The following is a 21294-nucleotide window of genomic DNA, read 5'->3' on the forward strand; positions in this document are numbered from 1 at the left end:
AAATAAGCCCTACACATTAGTGCAAGGCTTAGCTATATATAATTAATGCATCATATCCAAATATTTCTTTAACTACAAACAAAAATTATACTCGTAATCTTATCGATAAATAGGAAGTTGTCTAGGCATCTTATATCAAGAAGATGTCTATTCAAGGTTATATTAGTATTCGATTAGACTTATTTATATTTGATAAAGTTGTTGATAATAAAGCATTTTTCATTAATAAATCACCAGAATTATTTGCCCCGACTATTAAATCTTCAGGATGTAGTTTACCATTAACCATTGCATACACCAAGTCTACATAATGTAAAAATTCATCATAACCTCGTGGGTCGATTTCATTAGGATGTATTATATCGTATTCAAGATCTAAATTAGTATCTTTGTATATTTTACTTAAAATCTTATGATAATCATTTTCTATATCAAAATATATAATAGGAACATCATATCTGTCTTGAATTATATCGGGCAAAACATATTTAATACCGTCTTTGGTAGCCTTAATCTGTAAACCCGCTATTTTTGCAGAAGTAGTTGAATATTCATCTTGATTTTTCATAATAGCTAATTCGCTATTATCATTAATCCATATGATATCTCTTTGGGTATCGGACGGATTATAGTGCTTACTGTAATTAATTTTTGTATAGTTTAAGCCAGTTCCAAGCGCAAAAAACTTGTCTGCTGTTTTTTGCTTTGCTCTCTTTTTACGTGCAATGGAAAAGTATCTTTGATTAACAGCACAGTCTCTATTGCAATTCCTAACAATAATTGTTTCTGCAATTCTACCTAATAATTGCATTGCAGTTCTATTAATATCACTCTGCAAAATAACACCAAGTATTAGCCTTCTATTTTCACTATATCTAATTACATTTAAATCATCGACTAGTAAATCAAGCAATTGCCTGCCATACATTACTTTTTGAATTTCAATATTTTTAGTGCCATATGTGAATTCATCAAACGGTTGGGAATGTATTATCTTTCCATTTCCGTCGGAAACCACAATGTCTACATCGTAATTATTCATTAATACACTCCTCTCAGCGAAGCGTCATTCACATTATCGGCATATTTACATGAACACAATATTTGCTTAAGACGCACAAATTCCTATTTATCTGTTGTCATCCTTGGGTTTTAAAAACACTAAAATAACACCTATAATTCCTATCACCAGTCCAATCATAACCCATGGAACTGTAACACTATGGGTAATGTAATAATCTAAGCTGGCCTATGCTAAAGAGACAAGTATTCCAAAAAGAATCAATGCAATACCATTAAGTTGTTTTTTCATATCTTCATCCTTTCAAATTCTTATTTACCTACATCCCATATAACTTTTCCTAAATCGCATTAATTTTATTATAGCACATCCATTATCAAATAAACTTACACTTTATTAACATTTACACATCTCCAAATACCACCCATCGCTCCCCATCATAATCTTCATACCTTTCCGTTGTTACATTTTGCTCGTAGTAAACACCAAGGAGTCTTTTTATATCCGAATTATCAGCTCTTCTGGTAGTAAATCCTTGGTCTTTTAAGCTCTTTTCAATCCTTGAAAGATAAGGAAATATATCTGATTCTTTTTCATTCTTAAGCCTAATAATAATTAGAAATTCACGGGCAGTAGCCATCTGCACTTGCATCCTATCCAGATTAGTACTGTCTTGCTGCAGAAGTTTACGGATAACAGGATTTTGTTCTGTATCCATTCTTCTCTTTAAATACTGCTTATTTTCATCAAAGTTTTCTTTTGAATTAAGACATAGCATTTCAATTTCAGCAATCCCCTTTAGTACCGTCATAAGTGCATAGATCCTTGCACTTATACTTGTTTCAGATAATACGGATATATTGGTTGGATGGATAATAAAATACACTAGTTCTCCATATGGAGTTTTAAGGCTATAGTCTGTGATTTCATCAATACCCATCAGCTCTCTTGTAGACTGCTTTTGTTTTTCATTTTGTTTCTGTTTTCTGCCCACTCTTATAACCTCCATTCAAATTTCTGTTGCTTTAAAAGAAAAAAGGCACATGCATAACGAATGAAATTCAGTATGCTTGTGTCTTCAAATTGTATAGTTAAAAAGCTATATACTGCTGTTATTACAATAGGTGGCATAAATCCAAGTTGTGCTAAAGCAAATACAGAAATAAGAAGTCCAACTCCAATAATTCCTATATCTTTTAATTCCCATAGCCATAATGTTGCTTTGGCCTTTAAATTATCAGGATACATATACACTGTTATTCCTCCACTTCTTCCTTAAATTTTCTTAAAAAACAAGCAATCCCCTGCATAATAAAATCTACACATGGGATTGCTACACTATTACCTAATGCCTTATATCTTGCACTATCGGATGACTTTTCTATTATAGTCCACCCATCTGGAAAGCCTTGAAGCCTTTCACATTCAAGTGGTGTTAGTCTGCGTACAAGATTCTTAGTAGTTACAAGGTTTTCACTTCCTCCTCCATTATCTCCACCCTCTGCTCTAAGTGTTGCACAACCTTCTATATAATTAGCAAATTCCGATTGCCCAAACATCATTTTTTCACAGTCTACAATACATTTATCTTGACTTACATATTGATTCCCATTGCCTTTTTCATCTCCTACACATAATGCTCCTACTGTATTTTGATAAGTTTTAGGCGGATAGCAAACAGCATGAATATCGCTGGTAGTAAGAGTATAACTAATATTCTCTTGAAATCCGCATCCATTTCCACCATTATGATCTTGTCTATCAATGGTATTTCCTGCAATACAATAACTGTCTGAATCAATTGGCTTTGATACTAATGGTACATTATTTCCTCCTGTTCCATAGGTGGCCGATATTGTTGGTGCTACATTTAGTGGACCATTATATCTGCAGTCTTTTGCATGATTATCAAATAGAACAGGTTGATTATTGCCACTTGTTCCTGCTGCTGATGTAATAGTAGGACAAAGGTCAAAGCATATTTCTGAACCACCTTGCTGAGTTGCCATGACTATAGGTTGATTTCCTCCCATACTAGCCCTTAGTGTTGACGTAATATTCTCTGTTATATCCATTCGGTCGCCACCCTGATCATTTAAACATATCATAGGTTCTGTGACAAATGTCTGCATCTGCATATTTTGAGTTGCCATCAAGGCTCCTGAAATTCCGTTTAAGTCAATACCCTCATTTCGTTGATTTATATGATATGCTTTATATTCGGTAATCATATTGTCATCGGAATCTTCCTCTACCCCTACAGCTTCTCCTTGAATTTCTAAAGCAATTTTTAATTGTTTAGGAAGTTCCTTTCCTCTTGCTCTAGCTCTTCTTAGTATTCCCAAACAAGCTGTCTTGCTCAAATAATATTTTGGGTGCGGTGTGTCCTCCAAAATCTGCGACAAGAAAGATTCTTTTACGTCTTTGGGGGACACCCCAGTATTGAGCATCGAGAACTCTCCAAGCAATGGTGAATTCATATCCCAATATGCACCCAACAGATTTCCATATCCCTCTCGGAGGTCTAGGTATAGATACGCTGCTATCTGCAATTCTTGTGGTTTCTTCAAGGACCGCATGGAAGTCTTCTCCGTTTGTACTTGAGAATGCTCCGGGGACATTTTCCCAAACGAAGTATCGAGGTCTGATAAGGTGATTTGCCTTTCCTCTTCTTGCATCTGCCCACCTCATTTCCTTTGTTATTCTTATCTGCTCCATAAATAATCCTGAACGCTCACCAGCAAACCCTGCCCTTGCACCTGCAACAGATAAGTCTTGGCATGGTGAACCACCTGTAATAATATCAACAGGGGGTAGATCTTCTCCTTTTAATTTTGTAATATCACCAACATGGAGCATATCAGGGAATCGCATTTTAGTCACCTCAATGGGAAAGGATTCAATTTCGCTTGCCCATATAGGAGTAATTCCATTATGAATAGCTGCAAGAGGAAACCCTCCAATCCCATCGAAAAGACTCCCCAAGGTGATCATCTATCTATCCTCATACAAAATAGAGCCTCTTCTTTTATTTCAAAATCTAGTTTCATAATTCTTTTTATAGGAATAGCTGTCTTTCTTGCAAACTCAATCTCCTCAAACATTCCTTTAGAAATATGGTCACCAAATGCCCATAGTTCATCGCATTTTGATAAGAATTCTTTTCCTATATTAATTCCCAATCTTCTTTCTTCTGGATTATTATCATCTAATATCTGAGGATAGAGAAGGTGGGGACAAAAAAAGGCATTGCCTTCATTTAATACATATCGGCAAGCCTGTTTCGCATATTCTATATTCTTTTTTATATCTCCTTTATAGGGAGATGCAACATATATTAATTTCATTTAATCCTCTCTTTCTATATTTATTTTGGTACTGCTTGCACTATAGTTTTAGTTGTGTTTACAGCGGCCTGTGCTGTATAAACTGCACTCATTACATTGGCACGAGTGGATGTATCAAGTCCAAATGCTCCAGCAATCCGTGGTACTTCTCCTGCCGATAACATTAATCCTAATCCGAGCAATGCATGATCTTTTACTACCATAAGTCCTGCAGTTAGTATAGTTGCCTGAAGAAATGTCGTAAGGCACAATCCGATTATCTGCTTGCACCATTGAATGAATCCGTCTATATAGCCACGAGGAACAGAAAACATATATAGACTTCCAACTGCTATCTGAATAAGTAGAATTCCACCTCTTTTTAAATTTGCAAAAAATACTTTAATTACTGCATAACCCATTAGGATAATAATAAACAGAGCCATAAACGGACTCGTTATCATAGAGATTCCACCAAATATACCTGAACCACCTATGTTTGTAATATCACCTACGTTATTTAACTCTCCAATAATAGATGTTGCTAGTCCACCTATTCCACTTCCATATCCTGTGATACCAGCAGTTAAGCTTGCTTGTAAATTAACAGAAAGCTTATATAGTTCTATAGGCACTGTAGTAAAAAGGCTTACTGCCATAAATCCTTTAATTGCATTTAAAGCAGCATCTTTCATGTTACCCCTACCATATTGATACTCAATTCCCGTTTCAAAGCAGGACACTACAAGTCCTGTTCCATAGAGTGACCAAGCAAGGTAAGAGAAGAACAAAACAATTGACTGTACCCAGCTCATCTCAAAAAGTTCTACTCCCATATTTCCCATTTGAGCAAAAAAGTCAGCAAGAAATCCTATAAGCTGACCGTAGAACCAATCAATGATTTGATCCATTACATCGCCTAAGATAAAATCCCAAATAAACATTATTTCACCTCTTTTCTTTGAAAAAAGCACATCCATTTTAATGTGCTAGGTTAATATTTTTTACACCTCCTATATAGTTACTATTAAACTAGTCATTTTTATTTTTATTTAATATAATATTAAACATTTACTTTAACAATATTATAGTGTATACTTAACATTATTAAAGGAGGTTTTAATATGGCAATAGATATTGTACCTGAATGGATGATCAATCTTGATGACGAAGATGTATCATTCATAAAAAAATTTCTTTTAGCTTCTGGTTCTCTTAAAGAAATTGCCAACCAATATGCAGTTACTTATCCTACTGTGAGACTCAGGCTTGATAAATTAATACAGAAAATTCAAATAAGTGAAGATGCATCAACCGAGCCATACATCGCTTTAATCAAGCGATTAGCTTTAAATGACAAGGTGGACTTTGAAACTGCTAAACTATTGATTTCAGAATACAAAAAAGTTAAAGGAGCTGAATAATATGAAAAATGCAACGATAATGTTGTTTCTTGTACTGGCATTGTTAGTGGGAGCAATTTTTCTTCAAATATTTTTATCTAAAAAGAAGAGCAAGTGGTTTGGACTTATACTTCCGACAATCACATTTCTATATTCTTTATTGATGATTTTCAATATTGCTGTTTTTGAGGGAATGAAGGGTGGTGAGATATTCATGCTCATTGCCTCAACCTTTCTAATTAGTAATATTCCAACCATTGTTTTTCTTGGTATTTATTTTGGTTGTCGTGAGAAAATGAAACTTCGTTCCCAGCTTGACAAAATGAATATTCAAGACTTGGAGTAACGTCCTGTTATTGATACACCCTTTATGTGGTCAAATCAATTTTCCTAAAACTAATGCTGATTTCATGTTAGCAGGCTTCTAATGTTTACATTAAGATGATTGAAGCTATTAGTTTGTTGTGATAAAATTATTTATAATAAATGTTAAAAAATAATCGAAAGGGTCACCAATATGACAACTTATAATAAATTCAACAGACTAAATATTGATACTTTGCCACTTGGCTTTGAGCGAGACAATAATAAAAATCTGTATTTTTGTACACCCAAAGGCGCCAAAATCATTGGTTGGGCAGGTGTTGATGGTATTCATTTTTGCTTTATCCGTGGCTTTGGAGAAATGGTGTTTGCTGTAAGCCCTATGAATACACCGGGGAACTATGTCCATCCGTTAGCAAATTGTTTTTCTGATTTTCTATGCCTTTTACTTGCTTGCGGTGACACCGCAGCATTAGAGCAGGCATATAGCTGGAATCAAGCACAGTTTGAAACCTTTTTTACGGACAAACCTATTACAGAAGCTCAATCGTCAGTTCTGAACTTCATTTCTGAAAAGCTGCAGCTTGAAGCAATGGAGCACCCGTTTGAATATATCAAGCAATTACAAGCTGACTTTGATTACAGTAAGATTAAATTTACAGAAGACTACGATGACTTTGTCCCATCAGAGCCAACACTTCCCGAATGGAAGGTGTATTTTGAGGGTAATTTCTGGGGACATTCCACAGGGCAAAAAGCCGGAAAAGAGATTTGTACAAATGTACAATTTACCTTGAATAATAAAAAATGGTTCATTCCGTCCATTTATAATTGTAGCGAGGGATTGGTGATTGATTTCTGTGTGCAAATTCCAATAGAAAGTATCCGTGATTTTATAAGCAAATGGAATCTCTCAATAGAAAATGATGGCTCTGATTTTACTAGAGATCAGCAAATACAGATTGATGCTGAAAATCCTATGGCAATCAATATTACTCCGGAGATTGTGCTTAATGGCAAAACAATTTCCTGCTCACACGGATGCGGCTTGTCTTGGAACCCATATTTTACAGAACTCAATAATATGGAATCTGATGGTGTGCTAAAACAGTACACACTTGATCCTGCCAGTGGCTGGTTCATTTGGCGTTCTGCTTTTCCTTGGCAGACCACACGCAAACCGAAAATTTCCTCCCTTAGCGTAGTAATTAAGCACGACCCTATCAGCATTTCCTGTTCACATTTCGTCGTATCTGCTCCGGGTGAGTGTTTTGATTTTACCAATCCAATAACCAAAACTTCACATATGCTGACAGTGCAACAATATGAGCAGCAGGAAATCCCGAATAATATATTTAGCGATGATGATTACAATTTCCCACCCCACTGCACTGCAATGAGCTACACCGTTTCTCCGGAGCTTGCCGATGAGTCTTTCTCTGTTCGTGATTGCAACTCTGGTGACAGACCTCGTAAAAAACAGACTCATCCAATGGAGCCGCAAAGCACAGCCGACTGCTTTTCTGTCGGAATTATTGGTGGTGCATATAGACCGACTGCCATTCTCTTTGGTGATAGCGAGCAAGGAAAGCTTCGTGCCGTTTGTTCTGCCTTGCACTTTGTGCCTGTTAATACGGTAGAGTGGAAAATCATATTTCACGAAAAACCTTGTGCGGATATTACTGTCAAAATAATATAAACTGCCATAGTTATCGTGCCATGTTCAAAAGCATGGTTACTTCAATTTAAATGGATCCGCTACACTTTGATTTTGTGTAGCGGCTTTTAGTTTGCTTACATCCCCAAAATCGTCCAAATATATGCTGGTGCAGTTAGTGTAAATACCAAACACGCAAACAAGATTGCGGGTGCCGCCCATTCAAATTGGCCATGCTTTCTATAGTCAAAATAAGCAGTTCCAAGTTTTGCAAAGAAGAATACTGCTAAAACAAGGTCAATTGCAGGGAACACAACCTTATTTACAACCGTTTTTATCTGTTCTGATGCATCACTCCAAGTATCTTCAATTGCCCCAGCAACATCTCCTGTGCCTGAAGCTAATGCTGTAGTGCTAAACATCAATATGCCAATCAGCACCATGCACATTGTTAGTGCTATTTTCTTATTTATGTTCATAAAATCCACCTTTCTTTTTCTGTATTATTTAAGGATTTAAGGGTGCTATATGCCAGTCTTGCCATAAGTTCCCCTTTATTGTTAATGTGTCTGTAAGATTCATAGAGAGCATTCCATCAGGTGTCCATGCATCTATAAGCCATGTATTTACTATATATTCACCGTCTGGCATCCATATTGGAGTAAAATGTGTACGATTCTTATAAGTAGAATAATTGTTTTTCTTAAACTCAAACCTTGCATTTGAACCACCTGAAACACGTTCTAATAATCTCCAGTAGGTTTCATAGCGAAATTCTGGGAAATAGGAAACAGCATTTTGAGCATAAGTAATAGCTGAACTTTGATTACTACTCACATTTCCAGTCACTGTTTGATTGATTCCATATCCGCTTTTAAAAGCACTTCCACTTGCAGTAGGATTTTTACTATCGTTTATAATACTCATATCACTTGAAAGCCTCGCTGTATATTGGTCAAGGTCAAACTCCCACCAACCGTGGTCACACCAATATCCTGAGTCCTCTCCTGTACTATGCCACACCCAATATGCCCGCCACCAAGGACTCCATATGCTCCAATTTGCATTTGTTTTTTCTTCTCTGTTTGGAACGGAGGAATGAGAAAAAGAGTCATTTCTATCATCTGCTACAGGATTTGGTGGTGGATTTTTTCCTAAATCAACAACCTTAACATTGATAATTGATTTAGTAGTACTACCCGGTCCATTCACTATTACATCTATTACCATATCTTGTTCCGTATCAGGAGTTGTCCATTTTACCCATGCAAGCTGAGAGTCGCCACTTGGGTAATATACATTCCCAACATTATAGGTTCTTCCGTCAATAATAAAACTCACACGAGTTGGCCTGTCAGGATCAGATTGTCCCCCACTTACCATTACTGCTGTGATTACCTCCGTATTTACCCTGTATTCATAATCATATGTGCTAACAGTTGGTGGCTCAGGCTGTTCTGTAAATCGAACGATACCAAGACCGAGGGAAGATTTTATGTCTGCATTAGAGGCAGGGGCTGATGTACTGCCATTCCATGCGGGATATCCCAAATCTCCTACCTCTAAAAACATAGCAAGAGGCAAGTTCTTATGAGATAAAGACACCATTTTACTTCTTAATAATCCACTTAACTGTTCATCATACATGGCAGCTTCCGTTGCAGTTGTAGCAATCATAACACCTTGAAATGTGTAATATGCCATTGGTTCTAAGAGTAATTTGTACTCTCCACCAATTAGAATATCGAAATCCATTCCTGTTATTGATGCAATTGAGCGTATAACTTGCTCATCTGTAAAATAGCTCTTTATGGCTGCAATATTGTTACTACCATTTGTACTTACAATCCTTGGCATTGTTTGAGATGGATTAATGTAAGAATATGCACCTTGAATAGGAGATAAATTTCTTCCACCATTATATTGAATTTTAGATACCTTACCAAAGTGAAACATAGTAGATGGAGGTTGTTTATTTGTTAAATCAATAGGGGTAGTTACTATGGCATGGTCACTTGCTCGAACTACAGTAACACGCACACCATCATAGCCAGGAGACCACTTATCAGTACTCGTTCCATCTCCCATACCTCCACCACCTGAGTCAATATTTCCATCTCCAACAGCAAATACAGTAATAGGCATTATTAAACTAAATATCATTGTAAATATCATCAATATTTTTAATATATGCTTCATTTTTTCTCCTTCCTGCAAATAAAAAACACTGCATTTCTGCAGTGCATTTCATTGCTATTTATATTTAATCCATATTTCCTATCTTATTTCCATTCTCATACATATCTTCAGCTACAGTCCCTTGATTTTCACCACTATTTTCTATCCACCCAAATCCAGGCAAGTAAGTTTTCCCTTGATTATTGGTATCCCCACCTTGTGGTACATCATTATTTTTCGGTGTTTCTGTGGGTTTCTCTACTTTGTCATGAACTACAGGTTCAGGTGGCGTTTCCACTTTCTCACCATTTGGTTTCTGTGTTGGATCTGTAAGCTGTTCCTTTGTAGGTTCTTTCGGTTTTACTAAATCTCCTTGAATGGTTTGCTCAGTCCCTGTATCTATCGCACCATTATCTATCGTTTCATCCTCTGGAATCTTAATTTCTGGCACTGTAATTTCATCTTCTTTTTCTGCTATATCTGGTGTTTTTATTATGATATCATTTGTTTCTATACTTTGCTTTGACAGTACTGCATCCTCTATAGGTTCTTTTTTAAACTGATTGCTTATTAAAGCTATAAGTATCACACTGATTATCAATCCACTTACAACAATTAGTCTTCTTTTTGTCTTATCATTTATATTATTCATATGTTCCGCCTCCTTATTAAATCTTAATTATCTGTTACTTTCAAGCTATAAACTACCACAAGATTTCCTGTAAGTCTATTAAATTCTGCAAATCTTTTAAAACTTAGGGGTATAGCCTGCACTTGTCTTTATTTTCATCTTCATACTTGGAAGAAGTCTGCCTCCAAAGGATACTGGTACTTCAAGCATTATTCTACTATCTGTCTCAAACCTTGAATCTGACCTATCCCCTAAAGCTAAAGGAGCATTTCTTATATCCACTTCCAAATTCCATATTTTAAACTCTATTTTTCCTTCTGATGTAGTCTTAACATGATATCCACTTTTCCTACTTAATCCAAGAATTGTATCTAGTCTATCATAAATTGCTCCATAATCAAGAGATTCTTCAAAGTCATCTGCCATAGGCTGATATCCTCCTGAATACCCTTCACGAACTCCATGATATACATCATCATAGTTGTCATTTACAGTAGAAATAACTGCATCTTGAACGGCATCACGCACACCTTGTGTTATGATCATCAGTCTAAAATATTCTGATACCCCTGTAAAAATCATTACAAGACACAAAGTCACTGCAATAATCAGTGGAAAAGAGCTACCTTTTTTATCGGTTAATATTCTTTTAAGTTTATGCAAGATTTCACCTACTTCCAATATACTTCTGATTTTCCAACAGCATCAGCTCTTAAGGTAACAGGAAAAGAACCAAATCCTCCGAACAAACCGATATTCGTTTCAAAAGTAACAGTAACAGTTATCTCTTCATTTAACTGAATTCTTCCTGTCTTTGACCATTTAACTTCTGGTGTAATACCAGTTTTTTCTCGAAGCAAAATCTCCCTATTTGAAGTTTCTGATCCTACCCTGCCTGCAATTTCTGCTTCCCTCACAAGCTCTGTAGCAAAGGTATCTACCTGTTGTTTTATGATATAGGCTGGAAATACTCTCACTGCAAGGGCAATAACAAGCATGGCACAAAGAACCAGTATTGCCACATCAATATATCCTTCTCCTTGTTTAGATTTTAAAATTTTTAACACATGGACACCTCCTAGAACATTCCACTAAGGGAACGTATGATTTCATATACAATAATGGCCATATAGGTCATTAAGAAACACATAAGCATTACAAAGGAAAACACTCTAATCTTAGGTGGTATTTTCATAGCTTGTGCTTTTAACCTTTGAAGTTCAAGTTGTTTCATATCATGAGAAAGCATTTGAAAATACATGGAACCATCATCTCCACGAAGAACACCAATTAGTCCTCTGGTAATATCTGATAGCATCGGTGAATTAATCCTCGCCTCGAACCTTGTAAGTGCTGCCTCATAGGAAGAGGAACGCATATCTGCTGTTAAGATATCCAACTCATCAGCAAATTTCTCTCCTGCATTTTTCTTATAGTTCTCTATAATAGACAGTACATCCCTACTTGCCTTTAACTCCTGAGTAATGGTTGCTACAAATCTTGGCAGTTCTACTTCAATTTTCTCTTTCTTTATCTTTAATATCTCATCTGCTTTACGAATTTCTTTAAAATATATTATAATGCTTAAAAACATAAGTATCGGTGCGATGAGTGGAAGTATCATGAGACAAGGGACAATTAGAATCGCAATTGTTCCTGACTTTATTATTGCCGATGCAATGAACTCTTCTGGAGTCAAATTCATTCCAGCAGCATTTAATGTGTTTTTGATTCTGCTTTTTTTATACTCATCCATAGGAATATATTTAGCAAGCTTCACTGCCCATCCCATAAGAAGTACATCTACAGTTTTGGCTTTTTCTTTTCCCTGTTTACCAGCAGATAACATAGCCTTTTGTGTTGCAATGCTTGGCAATTTCAGCAAATCAGCGGAAATTAGAAACAAACCAATGGCAAGCAACATGCCAAATGTAAAGATTGAAATTGTCATATTCGGCTACCTCCTATACTCAATTGGTTGGGTTAATTTAATTACTAAAGCTGTTGATATAAAAATAGCCATAGCACAAATAGAAATAATAATCTGTCCCAAAGCTGAGTGCATGAGTGTGTGGTACCAGTCTTTGTTTAGAAAATACAAAAGAGGTATATTTCCGATGACCAGTATGACCATGGTAATAAATTCTTTTCTTGGTTCAAAGACCATGTTTTCAAGTTCTCCATTTACTACACGCATATCCGATAGTTTACTTACAATGGGTGTTAGGGTTGTCTTTAAACTTCGGTCAAGCTGACAAGCGATTAAAGCATCACACCATTCACGAAACACAGCATTATCAATCTGATCTTTCATAGCTTGCAAAGCACCTATAATATCTGGGTTTATCAGCTTTATCCTCGAAACGAAACCCTTAAATACAGACAAAACTGGTGGGTTTAGGTAGTTCATATTTTCTTCGGCTGCTGTAAGGATATCCTCATTTCTTAAATAAGCAGTTGTTATAATACTTAGTGCTGTTTCAAGCTCTGCAGCAATATCCCTTTTAAAATAACTTTGAGTAAGCCTTATATACCAAAATGGTAGAAACATAAAGCCTATTGCCATCACTGGTACTAAGAAAAAGTTACCCAGCATAATAGCAATAGATCCTCCCATAGCAAACAATAATAAGGATAAGGCACAAAGCATAGGAAACTTCTTCTCTCTCCCTGTAACTTTTAAAATCTCTTGTACTTCCATGATTTCACGTCTTAAAAAAGATACCTTCTTTCGCTTTGTAGTCTCATTAATCTCATCCTTTATGCTCCTTGGCTTACTCATCAGCTTTTTAAATATGTTTTCCGTGAACTCCATTAGTGAGATTCCAAATAAAATAAAAAAACCTGCAATCATTCCGATACAGGCAATCAACAAGATGGTACTCATATAGTTTCCACCTCCTTTGTTTTCAGTTTTTCTATGATGTCAATTGGCATTCCATTTTCCAAGAATCTTTTACTAAGGCTATCTGAAATGCTATTGATCTGCTCATGGTAACCATTAATTATAAATTTCCCATCCTCCATACGGTTTTCTGTAATTACATATTGATATAATGGACGGTAATTCCTTCTGCCATCTGGAAGGATTTCGCATTCCATTATCTCCATCATCTTTCTTTCCTTATTTTCAAGCTGCTTACAAAACACGACAATAGGATAAGCCTCTGTTACATATCCCATCAATGTTTCATCTGACATATCTACTGCTCGTTTGCAAAGGGATACCATTCTACGATAGGTTGCCTCACAGGAGTTTGAATGGATGGTAGTAAGAACAGCTACACCTGTCCTCGCTGCTTCCTGTGCTGCATTGGCCTCTGCTCCACGCATTTCTCCTACTACAATAATATCTGGATTAAAACGCAAAGACATATCAAGCAATGTAATCTGATCTACTCTTTGCCTTTCATTCTCACTATCACGTGTTATGGTATGAATAACAGAATTAGTTACTCTTCCTTCTTTTTCACGAACCAAGGCAAGCTCACGCGATCCATTTTCTATGGTAAATATTCGCTTATTATCAGGAATGGTAGTTAGTAACCATCCAGCAATTGTTGTTTTACCAGAGCTGGTTGCTCCTGCCACACAGACAGAAATACCATAGCGAATACACTCTGATAAAAAATCAAGCATAGGATTTGTTGCTGTACCACCATCTACAAAATCCTCCTTTTTCATACTTTGAGGATTTACAATACGAATAGAGGCTGAAATACCAACATCTTCATCCACTAAGGGGGTTTTAAGCACTGCAATACGAATATTTTTTGTTAAATGCCCAAGAACAGCTGGACTGGCATTATCAAGTACCATACCAGAAACATGGAGCATTCTCCTTATTACATTAATTGCATGTTCAGGAGAGTCAAAATGTTCTTTAAGCTTTTCATTTCTTCCATCAGAATACTGCACTTCGATATCTTTCCATGAGTTAATGTCTATTTCTTCAATACCTTCTCCATATATATATTTTGTTAAAAAACCATACTCAGCCATTTCAGTATAAAGTGCATCTATTAACTCATTGCCACTCATACCTTTTACGGAGATTCTACTATCCTGAACGTATTTAGAGATATATCGTTTCATCTGCTCTTTAGAATCCTTCATAGTTCCATCAGTAATAAGAACAGAATAATTACTTGAAATATATTCTTGAACGTCCTTTAGAACAGTAGCAAAGTCCTTACCCTCTGTTTCAGGGGCAAAAAACAGGGAGTGAGTTCTATTTTCAGAACCTAACTCCCTTTGTGTTTCTTGAACTTCTTGTGATTCTTGTATCTCTTTTATTTTTCCCTCTACTCCTTGAGTTTCCAGCATTTCAATTGCCCTTTTGGAGGCCTTTGATATTGCCTTTTCATTTGTAGATGACACGTTTTGTTGCCCTTTTGTCTTTAGAAGCACAGAACTATTTCTTTTTTTGCCTAACACCCAAACACCTCCTTCGCTATCTTCTCAATCTCTTTACGAAATGCCTTGCTATCCTTCATGGATAATTCTTCGAATAGATTTCCAGCTAGATATTGTTCCTCAAGTTCCTGTGAATGTGGAAGCTTAAAGGCTACACTTCCAAGTGCTTGACTCATATGGTCTACCCCTTGCTGTGGTTTAATGTTAGAAGCTGTTTTATATTGCTTATCTGCATCCCATTTCCCATCACGAAGAAGAGGTAGTTGACTTGATAAATAACTGATGCTTTTTAAATCACAATTGGCAAGTCTTAATACGGAATCGGACTCCATTAGTGCAACAGCAGATAAAACATCATTTGCTATATAACTGCCACAATCTATAATAATAAATGGTGCTATTTCACGAAGGCTATCAATCAGCTCTCTTGCTTGCACTTCTGAATAGGGCGGATAGGTATATTCGTTTTCTCCCTTTAACATGCCAAGGATTGTAAGGTATGACAGCTTTTTATGGGTAATCATATTATGCTTTACCAGAGGCTCCGTTACATGGGTTGCTGCAAGGATACTTCCTAATGATTTTTCGCATTCAAGTTCTTGCGAAGGACAGATACAAGGGAGCATCGGTGCTGTCATATCACATAATACCAGTATTACATTCTTTTTCTTATCTGCTAGATATTTTGCAATCTTTGTAGCCACTGTTGTCTTTCCACTTCCGGGACTTCCCCAAACAGCTAAAACTCCACTATGAAAGATTTCTTCCAGAGCCTTTTCTTCCTTTAAATTGCGAGTAAAAATACTAGTCTTCTTAAAGTTTAACATCTTTACTCCACCTCACTTCCTGTTTCTTCTACTCCTTCTGAGAATGTGTTTGAGTTATCTATTGCCTCTTCTACTATGTCTTCTTCAGATACCTCTTCCGTATCTTCTTCTGGTTCTGGATAATAGAGAGCTTCTATAATTTCCTCTTGCATATCAATAAACTTCTTTGTATTCTCTGGACTTCCACGATATACAAGTGATAAGTGGGATTTGGAATCTGCCTCTAGTTCTGCCAGAATATTACCTTGCTCAGGGGTTACAAGGAGCGTTACTGTTGATGGAAGTTCTCTTTCATCTTCTGTTCCTTGTTCATTTGTATTAGCATCATATCCTGATGAGGCTGTTACAGAAATCACCTCTACATATTTAAGCTCTGCTGGGATAACTGTTGCACCTTGCTTTTTATAATCAGGTGCAATAATAGATACAATATCTCCACTTTGTAGCTTTCCTGAAAGACCATTTGCAAAGGTCTTAATGGTTATGGACATTGCTTGTTTGCTTCCATCTAGATTATATAAATAGGCATTTTCAGCTGCTGGTATCTCTGATAATTTTGTATTTAAAATATAATCTCCGATTCCTAAATCTGAAACTACAAACTTACCGATCGCTGTTTCTTTGGTACGAATTACATTTTCAGGCAGATTAAATCCACCTACTTCTACTACTTGGACCATATCCTTTGTGATTTCATCACCTGATTTTATCTCCTTTGTCACACGGACAATTTCTGTCTTTTGACTAATCCCTTTATTAAATAATGGTGTAATACCAAAACATATAAGAAGTGACAATACGATACAAATCACTCCAACTACTGTTCTATTCCTTAAAAAACTCATAGTATATTCCTCCTAATTTATAAAATATATGATTAAAAAACCTATCCCTAAAAAGGGAACAAGTGGCATAGATAGATTCTTTGACACTTGCTTTTTTATGATGATTGATGAAATTCTTAATGTGATATAAAATAATATCAATAAAGTAAGTCCTATTATTAACCCATAGATTCCTTTCCAAAATCCAAGGACAAACCCTACTGTGGCCGTTAGCTTAATATCTCCGCCTCCGATACTTTTTTCTTTAAACATTGCCGCTATAAGAAAAGGCAAAGCAATAAATATTCCTAATAGATTTGGATAAGTAAATTCTAGAAAACCTGTTAATACAAGGAGTACGCAGACCGTATCTGGAATTTCTCTTCTTTTAATATCTGTATAAGATGCTGCCAAAAGCAGAGAGAAAAACAGCACCCCTTGTAGGATGCTATTAGCTTGCATAGTTGAACATTTCTTTGATTCGCTCTTCTAATGTCGGCATAACCACTTCACCGAATAATGCATACAATCCAGCAAGTAGCAATGCTCCTAAAACTACAGCAATAAGGATTTTAACTGCTGTATCGATATATCCTTCTCCACGGTTATTGCTTGCTGCATTTTTTACAGCCACTGCTTGTCTTTCTAAAAAGCTCTTTGTTTTTATCATTATCTTATTCATAGTAATCCTCCATTTATTCAAAGTTGTAGTTAACGGAATAGGTGATATTTGATTTGTTATACATACAGTTATGGTTCGTATAGTAATAAAATTCTAGTTTAGAGTAAACGCCAGCACCAAGACTTCTACTGAATGTAATACCATTGCTTGTAGTTCCATAATCAAGCTGATCCCACTGCTTTGTTAACACATTATATCCTCGAACTCGGCCATGGTCACTTCCGCTATGTCCTGATACAGGTGGAACAGTAAAAGTATATTCTGTTATAGTTGCACCTTCTAATCCATTTTCTAAAATAACAGAATCTGGGCCTGTCAAAGTCATTCCTCCACCACCATTGGAATCAGCAACAAAGAACACAATTGCTGCCCAAGGAGATTCTGCACCTGTGGAATCCATAGCCTTAACTCGAACTACATTTTTCCCTAACGGATATACCTGTTGTTCTGCATTACGCCCTTCCCAAATATAAGTGATTGGATCGTTATCTACATCAGTACTACTAGCTATAATAGTCACCTTTGTTCCAGGGGCAACACTATTTCCATTTGGAGTTCTACTAATTACAGGAGCCGTTGGAGCTGAGTTTACAATTGTAAAGCTTTTTTCTACCCATAGTGAATATGTTCCAGCTATATCTTTTGCTCGAACTCGGATAGTATGTTTGCCCACTGCATAGTAGTTATCAGCAGTTGTTCCTTCATATTCCAAGGTTGTTGCATCTCCATCTGCATCATTAGCAGTTGCCTTAATGTCAACAAAGAACTTACCATTTTTAACAGTTCTTGTTGGTGTGGTAGTTATCGTCACTGTTGGTGCTGAGTTTATAACTGTAAAACTCTTTTCCATCCATGGTGAATATGCATCTGCTATATCTTTTGCTCGGACACGAATTGTGTGTGTACCTACTGAATAGTAGTTATCAGCTGTTGTTCCTTCATATTCCAAGGTTGTTGCATCTCCATCTGCATCATTAGCAGTTGCCTTGATATCAACAAAGAATTTACCATTTTTAACAGTTCTTGTTGGTGTGGCTGTTAGTGTTACTGTTGGTGCTGAATTTATAACTGTAAAGCTCTTTTCCATCCATGGTGAATAAGCACCAGCTATATCCCTTGCTCGTACTTTAATGGTGTGTGTACCTACTGCATAGTAGTTATCAGCAGTTGTTCCTTCATATTCCAAGGTTGTTGCATCTCCATCTACATCATTAGCAGCTGCCTTAATATCAACAAAGAACTTACCATTTTTAACAGTTCGGGTTGGTGTAGCTGTTAGTGTTACTGATGGTGCTGTATTAGTAATTGTAATAGTGTCATTGTAGGTGAATATTCTACCTTCACTATCTGTAATTGTAGCTATAAGAGTAAATATCCCTACATCTGATATTGAAATCTTACCTCCATCATTTGCAAGTTCTCCACTAAAAGGGGCTGGTTCACTTACTTTTTCTAATGTCCACTGAACCTCATTATTACCAAGATTTTCAGAAGTGGATTCTACTTCAAACTCTTTGCCATAATGAATTGATTCGGGCATTATAAAACTATACTCTACAACAGGCTTTATGGTTATGTTTTGTGAATGTGAGAAACTCCTTTTTAGAAAATCTGTCATTGTTGCAGTTAGAACATATTCCCCTTCTTCAAGAAAAGTGATTTTTCCACCATGTGCATTTAAACTGCCATCAAATGCTTTATTTTCTGAAATAGGTTTACCGTCTTTTGTAATATTCCACTCCACTGGCATTACGTTATTGTTGCCATGTGTTCTAAAATCAATTATGCTGTCGGTGTACGCAAGAACAGGCAGTTCAAATCCTATGCTTAACACAGGAAGTACTTCCGTTTTACCACCCACTTCAAAGAGAAACACTCTGCCTGTTTCATCAGTAATTCTAGCTACTAATTCATATATGCCAGCTCTTTTGAATCGAATATTTCCACCGTTATTATCTAACTTACCATCTACATAGGTTGACCAGTCCTGAAAACCAAAGGTATTATCAACAAGCCATTCAATCTTTAGTCCATCAAGTTCTGTACTATCTACATCTACACTAATATCACTATCAGTATGAACATATTTAGGGAGTGTATAGCTCACGGATGGCACAGGATAGACTTTGAGTGCTTGCTCATAGTTATAAGTTCTTCCTCCATCATCAGTGAACGATGCCTTTAGAGTGTATTCTCCCTTCTGATTAAATTGGATCATTCCACCATCATTTGAAAGTTTACCAATGATGAAGTTAGTAAGCTCAACCTCCTTACCATCTTTTACAAGGGACCAATCAGCAACATGATCTCCGATTTCTCCAAATGTAGCTTCAATTTTTATGGTATCGTCTGTATGAAATATTTCGGGAAGATAAAAACCGGCTGAGCCTACAGGATATACTGTAATAGCTACAGTTTCCTTGAATACTCTTCCGGTCTTATCACTCAATGAAATACTTAGGTTGTATACTCCTTTTTCTTTAAAACGTATATTGCTTTCTCCTATTGAGATGTTGCCCTCAATGAAATCCTCAATGAAATCTTCAATAATAACTTCTTTGCCATTTTGAGTAAGTGACCATTGAATCTCCATTTCTTCTGCATTCTTTGTTTCTGTATTTAATGTGATAGTCTTGTCTGTATGGGTAATATTTGCAAGTTCCATTTTTATTTCTGCTAATGGATATACTGTAATAATATCTGATACTGTAACTTCTTTTCCTAACTCATCAGTAATTGTGGCACTTAGTTCATATACTCCATTAGTTTTAAATAATATTAAGCCGCCACTACTTGTAAGTTCCCCTGTAATTACAGTTTCAAGGTCTGTTTCTTTGCCATCTTTTTTAATCGTCCATATCAAGGAATTATCTCCTAGATTCTCAGTGACAAGATCCACAGCTACTGTAGTATCAGTATGTGCTGATTCAGGCAAATTAAATTTTGCTGATACAACTGGATAGATACTGACAGTCTGTTCACAGACAATCGTTCTACCTCTACCGTTTAATGCCGTAGCCGAAAATGTATAACTACCTATAGACTTAATTTTAATTACCCCACCCTCTGCTTTCAATTCTCCATCTAACACAGAGGAAAGTTCAGTAGGAATACCATCTTTAGTAACTGTCCACGCTACAGATTTTACATTACTGCTTGTTGGAATAATTTTTATTTCTTCTCCTACATAAGCAGTGTTTGGAAGTGTATAATCATATTTCGGTGCTGGCACATAAGATGAACCTCCATTTGATGATGAACCATTATCTGAAGGCTTATCTTCTCGATCCACATCAGGAGAATCTACAACATCTTCATCTATTTTATCAGTGGCTTCTTCATGCTCAATTACCTCTTTAATTTCATCATGCTTATCAAGGATTTCAAAGGCTTCACCTCGTGTTGCCTCTCCATCAGGACGTATTGTTCCGTCTGGATAACCAGAGATTATATTATAATGTTTGCCAGCACAGATATACTCACGATCTTCTTCTGTCAAATCATCTTCATCAGTAAACCCTGTATTACAGGCACAATCCATATTATGTTCTTCCTTGCCTATAGCTCTAACTAGCATTTTGATCATTTCCAATCGAGTGATAGGCTCATCTGGAAAATATTTAGCACCATATTCTTCTTTGATGATAATACCTTCATCAATAAGTGCCTCAATTTCTTTTTGAGCAAAATATCCTACAACATCTTCAAATACTATGTTAACCGTATTTGCTTCCTTTGGCTCAAGTTCCATGATTCTTGCTAAAAGAGCGGAAAATTCTCCTCTTGTAATTATTTCATCTGGATGAGAAAGTCCATCTGGATATCCATGAATTACACCCTTTCTTGCAAGATTATTAATTGCATCTTCAGCCCAATGACCTACACTATCAGAAAATACAAACCTTGTTGCATAGGCAGAGCCTACAAAACTGGTAATTAAAATACAAATTACCAAAAGAATATTTATTATTCTCTTTGATTTATGATTCATTTTAAACTTTCCCC

23 protein-coding genes are annotated in these 21294 nt (G+C 36.1%); 3 read left to right on the top strand and 20 right to left on the bottom strand.

What is annotated here, in order from left to right:
- Positions 1 to 157: 157 nt before the first annotated feature.
- From RTW14_RS14380 to RTW14_RS14405, 7 genes are all read right to left on the bottom strand, one after another.
- Complete coding sequence (locus RTW14_RS14380) at positions 158 to 1042, bottom strand: hypothetical protein (protein ID WP_312652625.1); 885 nt, start codon at positions 1040 to 1042, stop codon at positions 158 to 160.
- Between the two features lie 382 nt (positions 1043 to 1424).
- Positions 1425 to 2015 (bottom strand): hypothetical protein, encoded by a 591-nt coding sequence (locus RTW14_RS14385; RefSeq protein WP_331654468.1) that lies wholly within the window; start codon positions 2013 to 2015, stop codon positions 1425 to 1427.
- Between the two features lie 2 nt (positions 2016 to 2017).
- Entirely contained in the window at positions 2018 to 2275 is a 258-nt protein-coding gene (locus tag RTW14_RS14390; RefSeq protein WP_312652629.1) for a hypothetical protein, read from the bottom strand.
- A 2-nt stretch (positions 2276 to 2277) separates the two neighbouring features.
- A complete protein-coding gene (locus RTW14_RS18690; RefSeq protein ID WP_331654469.1) occupies positions 2278 to 3366 on the bottom strand; it encodes a DNA cytosine methyltransferase in 1089 nt (362 codons plus the stop codon).
- A complete protein-coding gene (locus tag RTW14_RS18695; RefSeq protein ID WP_331654470.1) occupies positions 3344 to 4015 on the bottom strand; it encodes a DNA cytosine methyltransferase in 672 nt (223 codons plus the stop codon). Before RTW14_RS18695 ends, RTW14_RS18690 begins: the two co-directional genes overlap by 23 nt.
- Positions 4012 to 4368 (bottom strand): DUF7768 domain-containing protein, encoded by a 357-nt coding sequence (locus RTW14_RS14400; RefSeq protein ID WP_312652631.1) that lies wholly within the window; start codon positions 4366 to 4368, stop codon positions 4012 to 4014. Before RTW14_RS14400 ends, RTW14_RS18695 begins: the two co-directional genes overlap by 4 nt.
- A gap of 20 nt (positions 4369 to 4388) precedes the next feature.
- Positions 4389 to 5291, bottom strand: a complete 903-nt coding sequence (locus RTW14_RS14405) for a conjugal transfer protein TrbL family protein (RefSeq protein ID WP_312652633.1) — start codon at positions 5289 to 5291, stop codon at positions 4389 to 4391.
- A 180-nt stretch (positions 5292 to 5471) separates the two neighbouring features.
- On the opposite strand from RTW14_RS14405, the gene RTW14_RS14410 reads away from it, so the two are divergent.
- The 3 genes from RTW14_RS14410 to RTW14_RS14420 all read left to right on the top strand — a co-directional run bounded on the left by RTW14_RS14410 (position 5472) and on the right by RTW14_RS14420 (position 7773).
- Positions 5472 to 5771 carry a DUF2089 family protein gene (locus RTW14_RS14410; RefSeq protein WP_331654472.1) on the top strand — a complete coding sequence of 100 codons (300 nt, stop codon included), beginning with the start codon at positions 5472 to 5474 and terminating at the stop codon, positions 5769 to 5771.
- Between the two features lies 1 nt (position 5772).
- Positions 5773 to 6096, top strand: a complete 324-nt coding sequence (locus tag RTW14_RS14415) for a hypothetical protein (RefSeq protein WP_312652635.1) — start codon at positions 5773 to 5775, stop codon at positions 6094 to 6096.
- Between the two features lie 171 nt (positions 6097 to 6267).
- Entirely contained in the window at positions 6268 to 7773 is a 1506-nt protein-coding gene (locus RTW14_RS14420) for a hypothetical protein (protein WP_312652637.1), read from the top strand.
- Between the two features lie 95 nt (positions 7774 to 7868).
- On the opposite strand, the gene RTW14_RS14425 is transcribed toward RTW14_RS14420, so the two are convergent.
- From RTW14_RS14425 to RTW14_RS14485, 13 genes are all read right to left on the bottom strand, one after another.
- Positions 7869 to 8210: a DUF3852 domain-containing protein gene (locus tag RTW14_RS14425; RefSeq protein ID WP_312652639.1), complete on the bottom strand. Its 342-nt coding sequence runs from the start codon at positions 8208 to 8210 to the stop codon at positions 7869 to 7871.
- Between the two features lie 28 nt (positions 8211 to 8238).
- Positions 8239 to 9930 (bottom strand): hypothetical protein, encoded by a 1692-nt coding sequence (locus tag RTW14_RS14430; RefSeq protein WP_312652641.1) that lies wholly within the window; start codon positions 9928 to 9930, stop codon positions 8239 to 8241.
- Between the two features lie 64 nt (positions 9931 to 9994).
- Positions 9995 to 10561, bottom strand: coding sequence for a DUF6550 family protein (locus RTW14_RS14435; RefSeq protein ID WP_312652643.1), 567 nt, complete (start codon positions 10559 to 10561; stop codon positions 9995 to 9997).
- Between the two features lie 96 nt (positions 10562 to 10657).
- A complete protein-coding gene (locus RTW14_RS14440; RefSeq protein ID WP_312652645.1) occupies positions 10658 to 11203 on the bottom strand; it encodes a hypothetical protein in 546 nt (181 codons plus the stop codon).
- 8 nt (positions 11204 to 11211) lie between these two features.
- Positions 11212 to 11607, bottom strand: coding sequence for a DUF4320 family protein (locus RTW14_RS14445; RefSeq protein ID WP_312652647.1), 396 nt, complete (start codon positions 11605 to 11607; stop codon positions 11212 to 11214).
- 11 nt (positions 11608 to 11618) lie between these two features.
- Positions 11619 to 12491, bottom strand: a complete 873-nt coding sequence (locus RTW14_RS14450; RefSeq protein WP_312652649.1) for a secretion protein F — start codon at positions 12489 to 12491, stop codon at positions 11619 to 11621.
- 6 nt (positions 12492 to 12497) lie between these two features.
- Positions 12498 to 13427, bottom strand: a complete 930-nt coding sequence (locus RTW14_RS14455; protein ID WP_312652651.1) for a type II secretion system F family protein — start codon at positions 13425 to 13427, stop codon at positions 12498 to 12500.
- On the bottom strand, positions 13424 to 14977 hold the full coding sequence (locus RTW14_RS14460) for a CpaF/VirB11 family protein (RefSeq protein WP_331654473.1): 1554 nt from the start codon (positions 14975 to 14977) through the stop codon (positions 13424 to 13426). Before RTW14_RS14460 ends, RTW14_RS14455 begins: the two co-directional genes overlap by 4 nt.
- On the bottom strand, positions 14971 to 15783 hold the full coding sequence (locus RTW14_RS14465) for an AAA family ATPase (RefSeq protein ID WP_312652653.1): 813 nt from the start codon (positions 15781 to 15783) through the stop codon (positions 14971 to 14973). The genes RTW14_RS14460 and RTW14_RS14465 overlap by 7 nt, the downstream gene beginning before the upstream one ends.
- Before the next feature lie 2 nt (positions 15784 to 15785).
- Positions 15786 to 16628: a Flp pilus assembly protein CpaB gene (gene cpaB, locus RTW14_RS14470; RefSeq protein ID WP_312652655.1), complete on the bottom strand. Its 843-nt coding sequence runs from the start codon at positions 16626 to 16628 to the stop codon at positions 15786 to 15788.
- Between the two features lie 12 nt (positions 16629 to 16640).
- Positions 16641 to 17069, bottom strand: coding sequence for an A24 family peptidase (locus tag RTW14_RS14475; protein ID WP_312652657.1), 429 nt, complete (start codon positions 17067 to 17069; stop codon positions 16641 to 16643).
- On the bottom strand, positions 17059 to 17289 hold the full coding sequence (locus RTW14_RS14480; RefSeq protein WP_312652659.1) for a DUF6133 family protein: 231 nt from the start codon (positions 17287 to 17289) through the stop codon (positions 17059 to 17061). The genes RTW14_RS14475 and RTW14_RS14480 overlap by 11 nt, the downstream gene beginning before the upstream one ends.
- A gap of 13 nt (positions 17290 to 17302) precedes the next feature.
- Positions 17303 to 21280 (bottom strand): S-layer homology domain-containing protein, encoded by a 3978-nt coding sequence (locus tag RTW14_RS14485; protein WP_312652661.1) that lies wholly within the window; start codon positions 21278 to 21280, stop codon positions 17303 to 17305.
- Positions 21281 to 21294: the final 14 nt, after the last annotated feature.

Origin of the sequence: Aminipila sp., from assembly GCF_032051575.1 — a bacterium.
Classification (GTDB): domain Bacteria; phylum Bacillota; class Clostridia; order Peptostreptococcales; family Anaerovoracaceae; genus Aminipila.

Bases quoted from the DNA above. Each gene is read 5' to 3' on its own strand.
- RTW14_RS14380 (WP_312652625.1), bottom strand. From the start codon at position 1,042: ATGAATAATTACGATGTAGACATTGTGGTTTCCGACGGAAATGGAAAG.
- RTW14_RS18695 (WP_331654470.1), bottom strand. From the start codon at position 4,015: ATGATCACCTTGGGGAGTCTTTTCGATGGGATTGGAGGGTTTCCTCTT.
- RTW14_RS14400 (WP_312652631.1), bottom strand. From the start codon at position 4,368: ATGAAATTAATATATGTTGCATCTCCCTATAAAGGAGATATAAAAAAG.
- RTW14_RS14405 (WP_312652633.1), bottom strand. From the start codon at position 5,291: ATGTTTATTTGGGATTTTATCTTAGGCGATGTAATGGATCAAATCATT.
- RTW14_RS14410 (WP_331654472.1), top strand. From the start codon at position 5,472: ATGGCAATAGATATTGTACCTGAATGGATGATCAATCTTGATGACGAA.
- RTW14_RS14415 (WP_312652635.1), top strand. From the start codon at position 5,773: ATGAAAAATGCAACGATAATGTTGTTTCTTGTACTGGCATTGTTAGTG.
- RTW14_RS14420 (WP_312652637.1), top strand. From the start codon at position 6,268: ATGACAACTTATAATAAATTCAACAGACTAAATATTGATACTTTGCCA.
- RTW14_RS14425 (WP_312652639.1), bottom strand. From the start codon at position 8,210: ATGAACATAAATAAGAAAATAGCACTAACAATGTGCATGGTGCTGATT.
- RTW14_RS14430 (WP_312652641.1), bottom strand. From the start codon at position 9,930: ATGAAGCATATATTAAAAATATTGATGATATTTACAATGATATTTAGT.
- RTW14_RS14435 (WP_312652643.1), bottom strand. From the start codon at position 10,561: ATGAATAATATAAATGATAAGACAAAAAGAAGACTAATTGTTGTAAGT.
- RTW14_RS14450 (WP_312652649.1), bottom strand. From the start codon at position 12,491: ATGACAATTTCAATCTTTACATTTGGCATGTTGCTTGCCATTGGTTTG.
- RTW14_RS14455 (WP_312652651.1), bottom strand. From the start codon at position 13,427: ATGAGTACCATCTTGTTGATTGCCTGTATCGGAATGATTGCAGGTTTT.
- RTW14_RS14465 (WP_312652653.1), bottom strand. From the start codon at position 15,783: ATGTTAAACTTTAAGAAGACTAGTATTTTTACTCGCAATTTAAAGGAA.
- cpaB (WP_312652655.1), bottom strand. From the start codon at position 16,628: ATGAGTTTTTTAAGGAATAGAACAGTAGTTGGAGTGATTTGTATCGTA.
- RTW14_RS14475 (WP_312652657.1), bottom strand. From the start codon at position 17,069: ATGCAAGCTAATAGCATCCTACAAGGGGTGCTGTTTTTCTCTCTGCTT.
- RTW14_RS14480 (WP_312652659.1), bottom strand. From the start codon at position 17,289: ATGAATAAGATAATGATAAAAACAAAGAGCTTTTTAGAAAGACAAGCA.
- RTW14_RS14485 (WP_312652661.1), bottom strand. From the start codon at position 21,280: ATGAATCATAAATCAAAGAGAATAATAAATATTCTTTTGGTAATTTGT.